General features: G+C 42.0%; 14 protein-coding genes. 9 read left to right on the top strand and 5 right to left on the bottom strand.

Annotated features, from left to right (window positions below; translation table 11 throughout):
* Positions 1–9: 9 nt before the first annotated feature.
* Both PNEUHYL_RS03920 and PNEUHYL_RS03915 read left to right on the top strand, forming a co-directional pair.
* Positions 10–666, top strand: coding sequence for a cation diffusion facilitator family transporter (locus tag PNEUHYL_RS03920; RefSeq protein ID WP_059365959.1), 657 nt, complete (start codon positions 10–12; stop codon positions 664–666).
* A gap of 47 nt (positions 667–713) precedes the next feature.
* Positions 714–1,106 carry a MerR family transcriptional regulator gene (locus PNEUHYL_RS03915; RefSeq protein WP_059365958.1) on the top strand — a complete coding sequence of 131 codons (393 nt, stop codon included), beginning with the start codon at positions 714–716 and terminating at the stop codon, positions 1,104–1,106.
* 87 nt (positions 1,107–1,193) lie between these two features.
* On the opposite strand, the gene PNEUHYL_RS03910 is transcribed toward PNEUHYL_RS03915, so the two are convergent.
* From PNEUHYL_RS03910 to tsaD, 4 genes are read right to left on the bottom strand one after another with little or no spacing between them, the layout of a single operon-like run.
* On the bottom strand, positions 1,194–2,414 hold the full coding sequence (locus tag PNEUHYL_RS03910) for an aromatic amino acid transporter (RefSeq protein ID WP_059365957.1): 1,221 nt from the start codon (positions 2,412–2,414) through the stop codon (positions 1,194–1,196).
* Positions 2,415–2,466: 52 nt separating this feature from the next.
* The gene (locus PNEUHYL_RS03905; RefSeq protein ID WP_059365956.1) at positions 2,467–3,048 is read right to left on the bottom strand and encodes a thymidine kinase; all 582 of its coding nucleotides are present in this window, start codon (positions 3,046–3,048) and stop codon (positions 2,467–2,469) included.
* Positions 3,048–3,281 (bottom strand): hypothetical protein, encoded by a 234-nt coding sequence (locus PNEUHYL_RS03900; protein ID WP_059365955.1) that lies wholly within the window; start codon positions 3,279–3,281, stop codon positions 3,048–3,050. Before PNEUHYL_RS03900 ends, PNEUHYL_RS03905 begins: the two co-directional genes overlap by 1 nt.
* A 9-nt stretch (positions 3,282–3,290) precedes the next feature.
* Positions 3,291–4,319 carry a tRNA (adenosine(37)-N6)-threonylcarbamoyltransferase complex transferase subunit TsaD gene (gene tsaD, locus PNEUHYL_RS03895; protein WP_059365954.1) on the bottom strand — a complete coding sequence of 343 codons (1,029 nt, stop codon included), beginning with the start codon at positions 4,317–4,319 and terminating at the stop codon, positions 3,291–3,293.
* Positions 4,320–4,540: 221 nt separating this feature from the next.
* Between tsaD and rpsU the strand changes: the two genes are divergently transcribed.
* The 3 genes from rpsU (at position 4,541) to rpoD (ending at position 8,637) form a co-directional block, all read left to right on the top strand.
* On the top strand, positions 4,541–4,756 hold the full coding sequence (gene rpsU / locus PNEUHYL_RS03890) for a 30S ribosomal protein S21 (RefSeq protein ID WP_018356521.1): 216 nt from the start codon (positions 4,541–4,543) through the stop codon (positions 4,754–4,756).
* A gap of 135 nt (positions 4,757–4,891) precedes the next feature.
* Entirely contained in the window at positions 4,892–6,676 is a 1,785-nt protein-coding gene (gene dnaG, locus PNEUHYL_RS03885; RefSeq protein ID WP_059365953.1) for a DNA primase, read from the top strand.
* A 65-nt stretch (positions 6,677–6,741) separates the two neighbouring features.
* Entirely contained in the window at positions 6,742–8,637 is a 1,896-nt protein-coding gene (gene rpoD, locus PNEUHYL_RS03880) for an RNA polymerase sigma factor RpoD (RefSeq protein WP_059368811.1), read from the top strand.
* Between the two features lie 131 nt (positions 8,638–8,768).
* Here the strand turns inward: rpoD and PNEUHYL_RS03875 are convergent, their stop codons facing one another.
* Entirely contained in the window at positions 8,769–9,971 is a 1,203-nt protein-coding gene (locus PNEUHYL_RS03875) for an aromatic amino acid transport family protein (protein WP_059365952.1), read from the bottom strand.
* 155 nt (positions 9,972–10,126) lie between these two features.
* Here PNEUHYL_RS03875 and PNEUHYL_RS03870 point away from each other — a divergent pair, with 155 nt between their 5' ends.
* The 4 genes from PNEUHYL_RS03870 (at position 10,127) to rpsB (ending at position 13,896) form a co-directional block, all read left to right on the top strand.
* On the top strand, positions 10,127–10,990 hold the full coding sequence (locus PNEUHYL_RS03870; protein ID WP_059365951.1) for a YicC/YloC family endoribonuclease: 864 nt from the start codon (positions 10,127–10,129) through the stop codon (positions 10,988–10,990).
* 8 nt (positions 10,991–10,998) lie between these two features.
* Positions 10,999–11,838, top strand: coding sequence for a CAF17-like 4Fe-4S cluster assembly/insertion protein YgfZ (gene ygfZ, locus PNEUHYL_RS03865; RefSeq protein ID WP_059365950.1), 840 nt, complete (start codon positions 10,999–11,001; stop codon positions 11,836–11,838).
* Between the two features lies 1 nt (position 11,839).
* Positions 11,840–12,964, top strand: a complete 1,125-nt coding sequence (locus tag PNEUHYL_RS03860; RefSeq protein WP_059365949.1) for an anhydro-N-acetylmuramic acid kinase — start codon at positions 11,840–11,842, stop codon at positions 12,962–12,964.
* Between the two features lie 203 nt (positions 12,965–13,167).
* Positions 13,168–13,896: a 30S ribosomal protein S2 gene (rpsB, locus tag PNEUHYL_RS03855; protein ID WP_059365948.1), complete on the top strand. Its 729-nt coding sequence runs from the start codon at positions 13,168–13,170 to the stop codon at positions 13,894–13,896.
* Positions 13,897–13,961 lie beyond the last annotated feature (65 nt).

Raw genomic sequence — 13,961 nt, 5'->3', positions numbered from 1 at the left:
GGGCATATCATGGAAACTATTCTTGTCAAGAAAGCGCAGCATAGTAAACATCAACATTCTCACACGCCGAAAGATAAAAAAATTCTAACCATCAGTTTGTTGATCATCACAAGTTATATGGTGGTGGAGTTTTTAGGCGGCTATTTTTTCAATAGTCTTACTTTAATGGCGGATGCCGGCCATATGGCAAATGATAGTTTGTCGCTTGCGTTAGCGTTAATCGCACTCTTTTTAAGTGTGAAATGGCAAAAATGGTTTGCGTTGTTAAATGGCATTTCGTTAATCGGCGTGGCAATTTGGATTTTTCTGGAGGCCGTAGAGCGTTGGCTGACCCCGATAGAAATGACGGTATTGCCCATGTTAGGCGTGGCGATAGTCGGACTTTTAGTAAATATTTTAGTGGCATGGATAATGCTCAAAAGTGATCAGGATAATTTAAATGTCCGCGCGGCTTATTTACATGTATTAGCCGATTTATTCGGTTCGGTGGCTGCGATTTTGGCAGGGGTAAGTGCATATTGGCTAAATTGGCAATGGGTTGATGTGGTGGCTAGTGTCGTGTTGGGCTTATTGGTATTACGCAGTGGCGGCTCCGTAGTATGGCAGGCATTCAACGCGTTACGTGATCATTCCGAACATTTTTCGATGGGAAAGCATAAGCACTAAATAGAGGGGATTTAGCTCCGATTTCGTAAGATGAATTGAGGAAAATAATGAAAGCCAATGAGTTAAGTCTTCGTACCGGAGTCAATCTTGAAACGATTCGTTATTATGAACGACAAGGGATTTTGCCCGAGCCTAAGCGGGCGCTAAACGGCTATCGCTACTATGATGAGGAGAGCGTTACGCTGCTAAACTTTATTAAAAAATGTCGCACTTTAGGTTTTTCTCTAGAAGCTATTCATGAACTGAATCGTTTGAAATTAGGTTTAGCCGATCATTATCAGGTTGATCAAATGGTGTTAAAGCAACTTGCCCAAGTGGAGAAGAAAATTACTCAGCTACTGGAAATTAAGGCTTTTTTACAATCTATTGCAATAAAAGAAGCGCATAGCGAGACAGACTGTAAGGCAATGGCTGGGTTGGAGGGTAAACTTGATTTTTGACAGGGCTATTTAAGATAAAAAGGAAACCGCATTATTTGGGGTTTCCTTTTTTAAAGGATAAAAAATCAATGAAAAATTGACCGCACTTTATCCCGCAACCGCCGGTAAATAGCCTGTTTGGATTAAGAACGGGATCAGCATAATTATGATACCTATAATTAATGCTACGGCTAATGCGGTATTTCCGCCCATCACCCGATAAGGAAGATTAGGGTGGGTTTGACGGGTTCGCCACGCTAAACCGATCGGTAAAATCAAGCAATAAAAAGCACATAATAAACCGGCATAACTTAAAGCGGATATAAAGCCCTCGGGGTAAAATAACGCAAATATCAACGGTGGAGTAAAGGCGGTAACCGTCAGAGAAATACGGTTATGCGGCAAATGACAACGTTTGAATAAATCGACTAATCCTTCAAAAACACCAAGCATTACGCCAAGGAAAGAGGTGATCAATGCGAGCGCAGAAAAAATACGCACCATTTCCCCCATCATATTTGACCCTGTGATTTCACGCACGGCATTAACTAACCCGTTTAAGGTCGGATCGGCTTGTAGAATCCGTACAAATTCACTTTGTGCCAATACGCCATGGGTGGCGAGTTGCCATACTAAATAGGCAAAGAGCGGGATCGCGGTGCCGACCAAAATCGCTTTTCGGAATTGGCGAACATCGCCGTCCAAATAACTGTTTACACTTGCCATAATGACATGGTAACCGAAAGAAGTGAAAAAAATCGGCGCGGCAGAAATCACAAAGGCATAATTGAGGGGGAGTGCCATAAGATTGTCCGTTGCCACTTTCGGTAGCATCATAAACAGTACAAAAGCAAAGGCGAGTAATTTCCCGATGAAGAGTAGGCGTGTGATTCCATCAACCCCTTTTGTACCGATCACAACGAAAGAGCCCAGTACGACGGTGAAAAGAATAATCGCTGTTTTAAGTGATATGGCTTCCATACCGAATGCAGTGGGTAAGCCCGAAAGTAAAGAACCGCCACCGGTAATATAGGCTGCTGAAAGCGCGTAAAGCAAAATTAACAAACTTAAGGTTGCGAGAATACGTCCGGGTACGCCAAAATATTTTTCTGCCAAAGTTGCTACGCCGTCATTAAGTTGATCGGCGGTTTGATACACTTCGACAAACAGCAGACCGCTATAAACAAGCAATGTCCAAAGCCCTACAAGCAATAATACGGTATAACCGAAACCCATTCCGGCAGAGGTTAAGGGCATGGCAAGCATGCCTGCTCCGATGGTTGTTCCAGCGATAATTAAGGCGCTTCCGAAAGTTTTATTTTTTAGCATAACACTGACCTTTTTATATGTTGTTGTGTTTGAAGATAACGTTAAAACGTGGCTAAATTTGACCGCACTTTTCTTTGTAATGGTAGCGGCAAACAGAAAGGTAGCTATCGTTTCCGCCGATTTGGATTTGTTCGCCCTCTTTTACGACTTCACCGTTTTCAGTGAGACGAAGGACAAAATTCGCTTTGCGTCCACAATAACAAATGGTTTTAAGTTCTTCCAATTGATCCGCCCAAGCGAGTAAATATTTGCTGCCTTCAAAAAGTTCGGCTTGGAAATCGGTACGCAGACCGTAGCATAATGTAGGAATGTTGAGTTTATCAACCACATCACTAAGCTGATAAACTTGCTGCTTGGTGAGAAATTGTGCCTCATCGACCAACACGCAATGTATTTTTTCTTGTTGTAAGTGCCGGCTAATTTCATTAAATAAATTAGTGTTTGCGTTGAACAATCGGGCATCTTGACTAATCCCAATACGCGATGTGACTTTTCCCACACCAAAACGATCATCAATGGCTGCGGTGTAAACCATTGTGTTCATATTACGTTCACGATAGTTATAGGAGGATTGCAGTAAGGTTGTCGACTTACCGGCATTCATGGTGGAATAATAAAAATACAATTTTGCCATTATTTAATGATCCATTTCCAAATGTGATAAACCATAAAACCGGCAAAAGGGGGCAATGCGGAGAGCAAAAAGACGCCGTAGGTCGTGCCGCCTCCCACCTGCTGACCGACGAGGGTAAGGAGATTAACCATTTCATCACTTGATGTGGTAAAAACCCATATGCCGATTATGATTAATACGGTAAAGCAAGCAATACCTGCGGCACGCATAGCTCGGAATTTAATATCGTTCATGTTTGTTCCCTAAATGGTTGAGAGTTCTGTCATTGGCCAACGGGGTTTAACCTCTATCTCTAATTCATCGTGCTGACCTTGTTTTAAACGTAAAAAACCGGTATAGGCAATCATTGCACCGTTATCAGTACAGAATTGAGGCTGGGGATAAAATACTTCTCCTTGTAAATCCTTCATCATTGTAGCTAAGGTTTCACGCAATTTTTTATTTGCGCTCACACCGCCGGCAATAACTAAACGCTGATACCCCGTTTCCTTTAAGGCGCGTTTGCATTTTATTGCCAATGTATCAATAACCGCTTCTTGAAATGCATAGGCAATATCCGCTTTGGTTTGCTCTGCTAGTTCGCCCTCTGCTTTAATTGCTTGATTTACCGTATTGGCAGCAAAGGTTTTTAAACCGGAAAAGCTAAAATCCAACCCCGGACGATCCGTCATTGGGCGTGGAAAGGTAAAGCGGGTTGGCGAGCCTTTTTCTGCTAAACGAGACAGTGCCACCCCGCCGGGATAGTCTAAACCAAGCAATTTAGCGGTTTTATCAAAGGCTTCACCGGCGGCATCATCAATAGATTCGCCAATGACGTTATATTTTCCCACGCCTTCCACTTGCACCAATTGGGTATGTCCGCCCGAAACTAATAAGGCAATAAACGGAAAGTGCGGTCGATTTTCATCTAACATCGGAGCAAGTAAATGCCCTTCCATATGATGTACCCCGATTGCCGGCACATTCCACGCATAAGCAAGGGAGCGGGCAATCGTAGAACCTACCAGTAATGCTCCCACAAGTCCGGGGCCGCTCGTGTAAGCCACACCGTCGATTTGCTCGGCGGTTAGGTTTGCTTCGGCTAGGGCGGCTTGAATGAGCGGTGTCGTTTTGCGGATGTGATCGCGTGAGGCAAGTTCCGGCACTACACCGCCGTAATCGGCGTGAAGTGCAATTTGTGTATAAAGTTGATTCGCAATTAACCCTTTTTCTTCATCATAAATTGCGACGCCTGTTTCATCACAGGAGGTTTCAATTCCCAAGATTTTCATTGATTTTCTTAATTTATTTTATAAAAATGACGCGTGATTTTACCTTGTTTATGTGTTTTTAGCCAGTTGAAACCACGAAATTCAACGAGGTTGAGTATTCTCCCCTTTACTTTTGCCCCTAAAGTAGATTAGAATTGCGACCTTTATTAAGTTTGTCGTATTTGCGACAAAAATAAAATTTAAAATTGCAATTAAATTAAACTCATTGAGGTGATTGGCTTATGCCTGTAATTAAAGTACGTGAAAACGAATCATTTGACGTAGCTTTACGTCGTTTCAAACGTTCCTGCGAAAAAGCGGGTATCCTAGCGGAAGTTCGCGCTCGTGAATTCTATGAGAAACCAACGACAGTTCGTAAACGTGAAAAAGCAACACTTGCTAAACGTCACGCTAAACGTAATGCTCGTGAAAATGCGCGCAACACCCGTTTATACTAATTTGTAGTATTTTTAACTCGAGTTAACGCAAACCGTGATTCCTTTGGTATCACGGTTTTGTTACATTTCAATAAATGTAAAAAATACCAACAAAATTAACCTCACTTTCACATCATATTTAAGGAGGCAAAAGCGATGAAAGGCTTAATTCCGCGCCCGTTTATTGATGATTTGCTGACAAAATCCAACATTATTGATGTGATCAATTCACGCATCAAACTCAAGAAAGCCGGGCGGGACTACCAAGCGTGTTGTCCTTTCCATCACGAAAAAACGCCGTCTTTTACAGTGAGTGAAAAGAAGCAATTTTATCATTGCTTCGGTTGTGGTGCACACGGTAATGCGATTTCCTTTTTGATGGATTATGACAAATTAGAATTTGTTGAGGCAATTGAAGAACTTGCGGCAATGGCTGGCTTGGAAGTACCTTATGAAAAACGTAATAATTCCGCTAACCAGCGACCGCAAGCAAACTATCAGACTAAGCGTAATTTATATGAGTTAATGCAAGAAATTGCTAAATTCTACCAAGCACAATTACCCTTGAATATTCCGGCACAGAGCTATCTGCAACAGCGCGGGCTTTCTGCAGAAGTGATTGAACGATTTCAAATTGGGTTTGTGCCAAATGCAATGGATAGCGTTCTCCGCAAGTTTGCCGTCAACCGTGAAGAACAGCAAAAGTTACTCGATCTTGGTATGCTCTCTCGCAATGATCGGGGCAATATTTATGATAAGTTCCGTAACCGGATTATGTTCCCCATTCGGGATAAACGCGGGCGTACGGTAGCGTTCGGAGGACGAGTTTTAGGTGATGAGAAACCCAAATATCTCAATTCACCGGAAACGATTACTTATCATAAAGGCAATGAACTTTACGGTTTATACGAAGCGCTACAAATGAATGATGAACCGCAAAAATTGCTGGTGGTTGAAGGGTATATGGATGTTGTGGCGTTAGCGCAGTTCGGTGTGGATTATGCGGTTGCCTCTCTTGGTACTTCGACAACATCAGAACAAATTCAACTGCTTTTTCGATCCACAGAACAGGTTATTTGTTGTTATGACGGTGACAGAGCGGGTAGGGATGCCGCGTGGCGTGCCTTGGAAAATGCTTTACCTTATTTGGAAGACGGGCGACAAATTAAATTCATTTTTTTGCCGGATGGCGAAGATCCGGACACTTATGTCCGCCAATATGGTAAAGCAAAATTTGAAGAATATATCGAAAGTGCGCAATCACTCACGGAATTTTTGTTCGCCCATTTAAATCCGCAAGTGGATTTTTCCACTAAAGAGGGACGAAGTAAATTAGTCGCACTTGCCGTACCGTTAATTCGACAAATTCCGGGTGAGGCATTACGTCTATCTTTACGCAATACGTTGGCGCAAAAATTAGGTATTTTTAACGAATCGCAACTAGAGAGTTTAATCCCAAAACAAGTGGAAAATCACAAGGTAAAGAGAGCGGATTCACAACCAAAAATTAAACAAACGCCAATGCGTGTATTGATTTCACTTTTATTGCAAAATACGTATTTGGTTAATCGTATTACCGAATCCGGTCTTGTCGCACTACGCGCAGAGGCGGGTTACGATTTATTGGAAAAATTGACCGCACTTTGCCGGGCAAGGGAAGGGATTACTGTCGGACAAATTTTAGAATATTTTCGCGATACGGAATATAGTCGCCCCCTTGAAATTTTGGCGACTTGGGAGCATTTACTAGATGATACGGAAATTATTAATGCTTTTTCACAAAATTATCGCCGTTTGAACATTCAGGCTATTGAGCGGAATATTGAAATGCTCATTGCCAAAGAACGAGCTGAAGGATTAACCGAGCAAGAAAGAGAAATGCTTGTCACACTACTTACGAGTAAAGAAGAACAGAAAAAACAGTTAGTTAATCCTCAGTAACAATGATAAAATTCTTCGCTTAAGCGAAAAATTCATCCATAAAATAATGCGACACGGGTATGAAAATGGAACAAAACCAACAATCTACTGCTGAACAATATTCAGAGCAAATTGAACAACTGATGGAATTAGGTCGTACGCAGGGCTATTTAACCTATGCGGAAATTAACGACTTATTGCCAGAAGATGTGATTGACCCTGAATATTACGATAAATTACTACAAACCTTGCAAAATGATGCGGGTATTCCGGTGTTGGATGAACCGCCGGAAAGTGATGACATGATCTTAAATGACACGATTCCGGATGAAGACGCAGTGGAAGAAGCCACACAAATTCTGTCCAATGTGGAGTCTGAAATTGGTCGTACAACCGATCCTGTCCGTATGTATATGCGAGAGATGGGGACGGTGGATTTGCTGACCCGTGAAGATGAAATTAGCATTGCTAAACGCATTGAAGAAGGTATTGATGAAGTTCAAACTTCAATTGCCGCTTATCCGGAAGCACTTTCGGATTTATTGGCTCAATATGATCAAGTAGAAGACGGACACGTTCGTCTTGCGGATCTTATTACCGGTTTTGTCGATCCGAATGCGACCGAAGAGGATACTCCGGAACTATCTGAAGATTTTGATGAAGACGAAGAAGACTATGATACCGACACCGATGTGGATGATAGTGAAGAGGAAGAAGATGAGGGAGATTCGGCTTCAGATAAAAGCGATTCGGATAACAGTATTGACCCTGAGGTTGCCCGTGAAAAATTTACTGCATTAAAAGAACAACACATAAAAACGCTTGCGGCAATTACCAAATATGGTCGTAACCACAAAAAGGCACAGGAGCAAGTGGTTATCCTTGCTGAAATTTTTAAACAATTCCGTCTTGTTCCGAAACAATTCGATCAGCTTGTTTTATTGATAAAAAATATCATGAAACGTGTGCGTACCGAAGAACGCCAATTACAAAAAGTATTGGTTGATATTGCAGGTATGCCGAAAGATGAATTCGAAGCCATTATTATTAAGTTCGGAAGTAGTGATGCTTGGTTGGATAAAGCCTTAAAATCCTCTAAACCATGGGCAAAACGTTTAACAAAATACGAAGATCGTGTCCGTCAAGCACTGACCAATTTGGTGACATTTGAAGAAAATTCAAACTTGACCATCCAACAGATGCGTACAATTTGTGATGCGGTGGCGCGTGGTGAACAGAAAGCACGCCGTGCGAAAAAAGAAATGGTAGAGGCGAACCTCCGCTTAGTGATTTCTATTGCCAAAAAATATACCAACCGCGGCTTACAATTTTTGGATTTAATTCAAGAAGGTAATATTGGTTTGATGAAAGCGGTGGATAAATTTGAATACCGTCGCGGTTACAAATTTTCTACTTATGCAACGTGGTGGATTCGTCAAGCGATTACACGTTCTATTGCGGATCAGGCACGTACTATTCGTATTCCGGTTCATATGATTGAAACCATCAATAAGCTCAATCGTATCTCTCGCCAAATGTTGCAGGAAATGGGGCGTGAAGCGACACCGGAGGAACTAGCGGATCGGATGGGAATGCCGGAAGATAAAATTCGTAAAGTGTTGAAAATCGCCAAAGAACCGATTTCTATGGAAACGCCAATTGGTGATGACGATGATTCACATTTAGGTGATTTTATTGAGGACAATACCCTTGAATCACCATTGGATTCGGCGACGGCACAGAGCTTGAGAGTGGCGATACAAGATGTATTGGAAGGTTTAACGCCACGCGAGGCTAAAGTATTACGTATGCGTTTCGGTATTGATATGAATACCGATCATACCCTTGAAGAAGTCGGCAAACAATTTGATGTCACGCGTGAACGTATTCGTCAAATTGAAGCCAAAGCCTTGCGTAAGCTCCGCCACCCGAGCCGCTCGGAGATTCTGCGTAGTTTCTTAGACGCTTGGATGCACAATTAAAGTTATTAAATAATAAAAGGTAACCGACAGGTTACCTTTTTTATTATATCGGGTAAAAATAAAATGACGCCTCGAAATAGAATTTGAGGCGTCAAATAGGGCAAAGTGCGGTTGGATTTTACCGTGTTTTATTAACCTACAACAAAAGGTAAGTAACCGGCACGGATTGCGAACGGAATAGACGTGATTACCACACCAAGCACGAGTACGATAAGCAAGGTTAAATTGCCACCCCATACGCGGTATGGAAGAGCTGGATGCATACGGCGTGCTTTCCATACAAGGCTAACCGGTAATACCACTGCATAGAAGGCGAACATTTGACCGGCATAGCCCAATGCCAAGATGAAACCTTCCGGATAGAATAAGGCGAAAGCAAGCGGTGGAATAAAGGTGAGCAATCCGAGGGAAATTCGCCCTGCGGAAATATTAAAAGAACGCTTTAATAGATCCTCTATACATTCTAGTAAACCTAACCCCACGCCTAAGAAAGAGGTCACCAAGGCTAAAGTTGAGAATAATTTGACCGCACTTGTGATCACAGAACTACCGGTGATGGCAAGTGTCGCTTTTACCAAACCGTTTAATGTGGCGTCTTCTTTTAATATCTGTAAAAACTCATTTTGTGTGAGCAAGCCGTGGGTGGATAGTTGCCATAAAATATAAGCACCCAGAGTAATACTCGAACCGACTAGAATCGAAATACGCAAAGCTTTTACATTCCCACCTAAGTATTTATTCAAACTTGGAATAGAACCGTGGAAACCAAACGCGGTAAAAAATACCGGGCTGGCAGAAATGATCAATGCATTATCAATAGGCATGGCTAATAAATTATCCATTTTAATTTCAGGCAGCATTAATCCCAGTACGATCACAAAAGAGGCAAGCATCACAAAAAAGAGTAGGCGATTAATTTTATCTACACTGTGCGTGCCGATCACAATAAACGACCCAAAAATGACAGTGAACAATAAGATACTGATTTTATTATCGAAACTTTCCGGCAATAAATCATTTAATAGAGAACCGCCACCACTGACATAGGCCGCAATGAGGGCATATAAAAAGATAATAAGTACCGCAGTGGCGACAATCCGCCCGAATTTTCCGAAATATTGTTCTGCCAGCGTGCCAATGCCCGCATCGCTTTCAGCGGTTTGGTAGAGTTCCACAAATAACAACGCTGTAAAAGTGAGCAATGTCCAAAGTGCCAATAATAAAACTAACGTAAAACCGAAACCGATTCCGGCAGATGTGAGAGGCATTGCCAACATTCCTGCACCAATCATCGTGCCGGAAACAAGTAAAGTACTACCAACCGTTTTGTTCATTTTCTTTCCTTGAGTGTAATTTAAAATTTACGGCGATTGTATTTTAAAATTTACACCATGTAAACATCTTGCTGATAAAAATATTTTTAGAATTCATTACGCTTTCTCGTTACAATAATTGACAAATCAACTAAGACAGAAAATCAGGAGTTCTTATGATTTATAGTATGACAGCCTTTGCCCGGCTCGAATTGAAAAAAGATTGGGGTGATGCGGTGTGGGAAATCCGCTCGGTAAATCAACGTTATTTGGAAAATTTCTTTCGATTACCGGAGCAATTTCGCGGTTTGGAAAATGTTTTACGTGAGAAACTTCGTCAAAATTTGACGCGTGGTAAAATCGAATGTTCTTTACGTATTGAAAGCAAAAAACAAACGAATAGCGAACTTAATATTAATCGGGAATTAGCAAATCAGGTGCTTCAATCTTTGCAGTGGCTGAAAGCACAAGCCGGCGAGGGCGAAATTAATTTAACGGATGTATTGCGTTATCCCGGTGTAGTGGAAGCGCAGGAACAGGATTTAGATGCGATTAGCCAAGATTTATTGGCTGCTTTTGATGAGCTGCTAAAAGAATTTATTGCTATGCGTGCTCGTGAAGGGGATAAATTACAAACAATTATTCAACAACGTTTAGAGGCTATTGGCATAGAGGCGGACAAAGTGCGGTCACAAATGCCGGAGATTTTGCAATGGCAACGTGAGCGTTTAATACAGCGTTTTGAAGAGGCGAAAATTAGTCTTGAACCGCAGCGCGTGGAACAGGAAATGGTTTTATTGGCGCAGCGTGTGGATGTTGCGGAAGAACTTGATCGCCTGCAAATGCACGTAAAAGAAACGGCGAATATCTTAAAAAAAGGGGGAGCTGTCGGGCGTAAATTGGATTTTATGATGCAAGAGCTTAATCGTGAATCCAATACCTTGGCATCTAAATCCATTAATGCGGATATCACTGCCTCAGCGGTTGAATTAAAAGTGCTGATCGAGCAAATGCGTGAGCAAATTCAGAATTTGGAATAGGAGAGAAGATGACTCAATTTATTCAACTGAATCAATATCAATTGATAGAAGCGCATGGTGTGGATGCTGAAAAATATTTACAAGGACAACTTACCACTGATGTTGTGGCATTAGCCAGCGGAGCGAGCACGATCACTGCACATTGTGATCCGAAAGGCAAAGTGAATGCCATTTTTCGTTTATTGAAAGTGAGTAGCGAGCGGTTTTTTTTATTAGTGAACAAGGATTTGCTACCAAGTGCCCTAGAGGCCTTGAAAAAATATGCCGTGTTTTCCAAAGTCAGCTTTGATTTACGTGATTGGCAAATTGTTGGTGTGATCGGTGAAAGATGCGGAAAAATTCAACCGCTCTTTACATTAGAAATTGATGAACAGCGAGCGATTTTATTAAATGAAATCCCATTCGCAATGACTTTCAATGCCGATGAGAAAGCATGGCATATTGCCGATATTCAAGCCGGAATTCCTCATTTAAGTGCAAAAATGCAGAATGAATTGATTCCTCAAGCAATGAATTTACAAGCTATCGAGCAGGCTATTTCCTTTACTAAAGGTTGCTATATCGGGCAAGAAACCGTAGCACGGGCGAAATATCGCGGAGCAAACAAGCGGGCGATGTTTGTTTTCAAAGGTGACACCCAAGAAACACCTGAAGTCGGTAGTGAAATTGAAATGCAGCTTGAAAGCCACTGGCGCAAAACCGGCACAATTATAAGTGCGGTCAATATTGAGGGCGTTTTATGGTTACAAGTCGTGATGAACAATGATATTAATTCGATTCAAACCTTCCGTTTACCGGAAGACGGTTGCATTCTGACTATTCAACCTTTACCTTATATACTCAATTAAAATGAATGCAAAATATTATATCGGCATTATGTCCGGTACGAGCTTGGATGGCGTAGATATTGCATTAGTCGATTTTAGTTTACCCAAACCCAAATTAGTGGCATCGGATTTTACCCCGATGCCAAAGGATTTACGTGAAAAAATAACCGAACTTGTACGGTTGGGCGAGACAACATTACAGCAGTTGGGTGAGTTGGATCATCAACTTGGCTTACTTTATGCGGATTGCGTAAACCGTTTTTTACAGTCTAGCCAGATTCCTGCGGAACACATTCAAGCCATTGGCTGCCATGGACAAACCGTATGGCATTCACCGCAAGGGCAATTTCCTTTCACAATACAAATTGGCGATATGAATTTGCTTGCCGCCCGTACCAATATAACAACGGTGGGGGATTTCCGTCGTAAGGATATGGCATTTGGCGGACAAGGTGCACCGCTCGTGCCGGCGTTCCATCAAGCGGTTTTTTTTGATCCGAATTATGCCACCGTCGTGTTGAATATCGGCGGAATAAATAATCTATCTTTATTGATTCCAAATCAGCCTGTTATCGGGTTTGACACCGGTACGGGGAATACTTTGCTTGATCAGTGGATCGAAAAACACCGCGGCATACCCTATGATAAAAATGGTGAATGGGCGGCAACAGGTCTGGTTAATGAAGCCTTGTTAGAGCATTTGTTAGACGAGCCTTTTTTTCGACAAGCTCCACCTAAAAGCACAGGGCGGGAATTATTTAATCTGCCTTGGTTAGCACAAAAAATTCAGCATATTGCAGCAAATTCAACCGCACTTTTACCACAGGATGTACAGGCAACATTGGTAGAATTTACCGTGAGTAGTATTACCGCAAGTCTGAATAGTATTGATACTACCTTGCCAAAACGACTACTGGTTTGCGGTGGAGGGGCAAAAAATAAATTCATGATGCAGCGTCTTGCAAATTGTTTATTGCACTGGGAAATTTTTACGACTAACGAATTTGGTATGGAGGCGGATTATGTGGAAGCAGCGGCTTTTGCATGGTTGGCTTATCGAAGAATGAATCACCAAACAGGCAATTTGCCCGAGGTTACCGGGGCGCAAAGTGCGGTAGGATTAGGTGCTATTTTTCCTATGCCATAAATATCGTTATTGCGCATTTTCGAATAAAAATAAACTAGAATTTAACCGCACTTTGTGGTATAAATCGCACCACTCTTTTTCTATCTGAAAAGAGTAAATTTTTAACTTAAATAACACACACATATCACCAAGGCTTCATCGGGGTGCCAAACGGTCGATGAGCTGATATGTGGAGGCTCAACCCCAATTAAAAGGAAAATATTATGGCACAAGTTTCAATGCGCGATATGATCAACGCAGGCGTACACTTCGGACACCAAACCCGTTATTGGAATCCACAAATGAAACCTTTCATTTTTGGTGCCCGTAATGGTGTTCACATCATCAACCTTGAAAAAACCTTACCATTATTCAACGAAGCATTAGCGGAATTAACCCGTATTGCAAGCAACAACGGTAAAGTGCTTTTCGTCGGTACAAAACGCGCTGCGTCTGAAGCCGTTCAAGCTGCAGCATTAGACTGTCAACAATATTATGTAAATCACCGTTGGTTAGGTGGTATGTTGACTAACTGGAAAACAGTACGTCAATCAATTAAACGTTTAAAAGATTTAGAAGCGCAATCTCAAGACGGTACATTTGATAAATTAACTAAAAAAGAAGCGTTAATGCGTACCCGTGAGATGGAAAAACTTGAATTAAGCCTTGGCGGTATCAAAGATATGGGCGGTTTACCGGATGCATTATTTGTGATCGGTGCTGACCACGAACATATCGCTGTGAAAGAAGCAAATAATCTGGGTATCCCTGTATTTGCTATCGTCGATACCAATTCTACTCCGGCCGGCGTAGATTTCGTTATTCCGGGTAACGATGATGCGACCCGTGCGATTCAACTTTACTTAACGGCTGCAGCTGCGGCAGTAAAAGAAGGTCGTGGCAACGAAGCAGCGGTGACTGAAGAATTAGTGGCTGCGGTTGAAGCGGAATAATTTAAGTTTTGCAATAAGGCGAAAGCCCTTATTAATCAAACGATTAATTGGCACAGGGGCGAGAA

Origin of the sequence: Rodentibacter caecimuris, from assembly GCF_001019715.1 — a bacterium.
Taxonomy (GTDB): Bacteria; Pseudomonadota; Gammaproteobacteria; order Enterobacterales; family Pasteurellaceae; genus Rodentibacter; species Rodentibacter caecimuris.
This window is presented reverse-complemented; position numbering and strand designations above follow the sequence as displayed.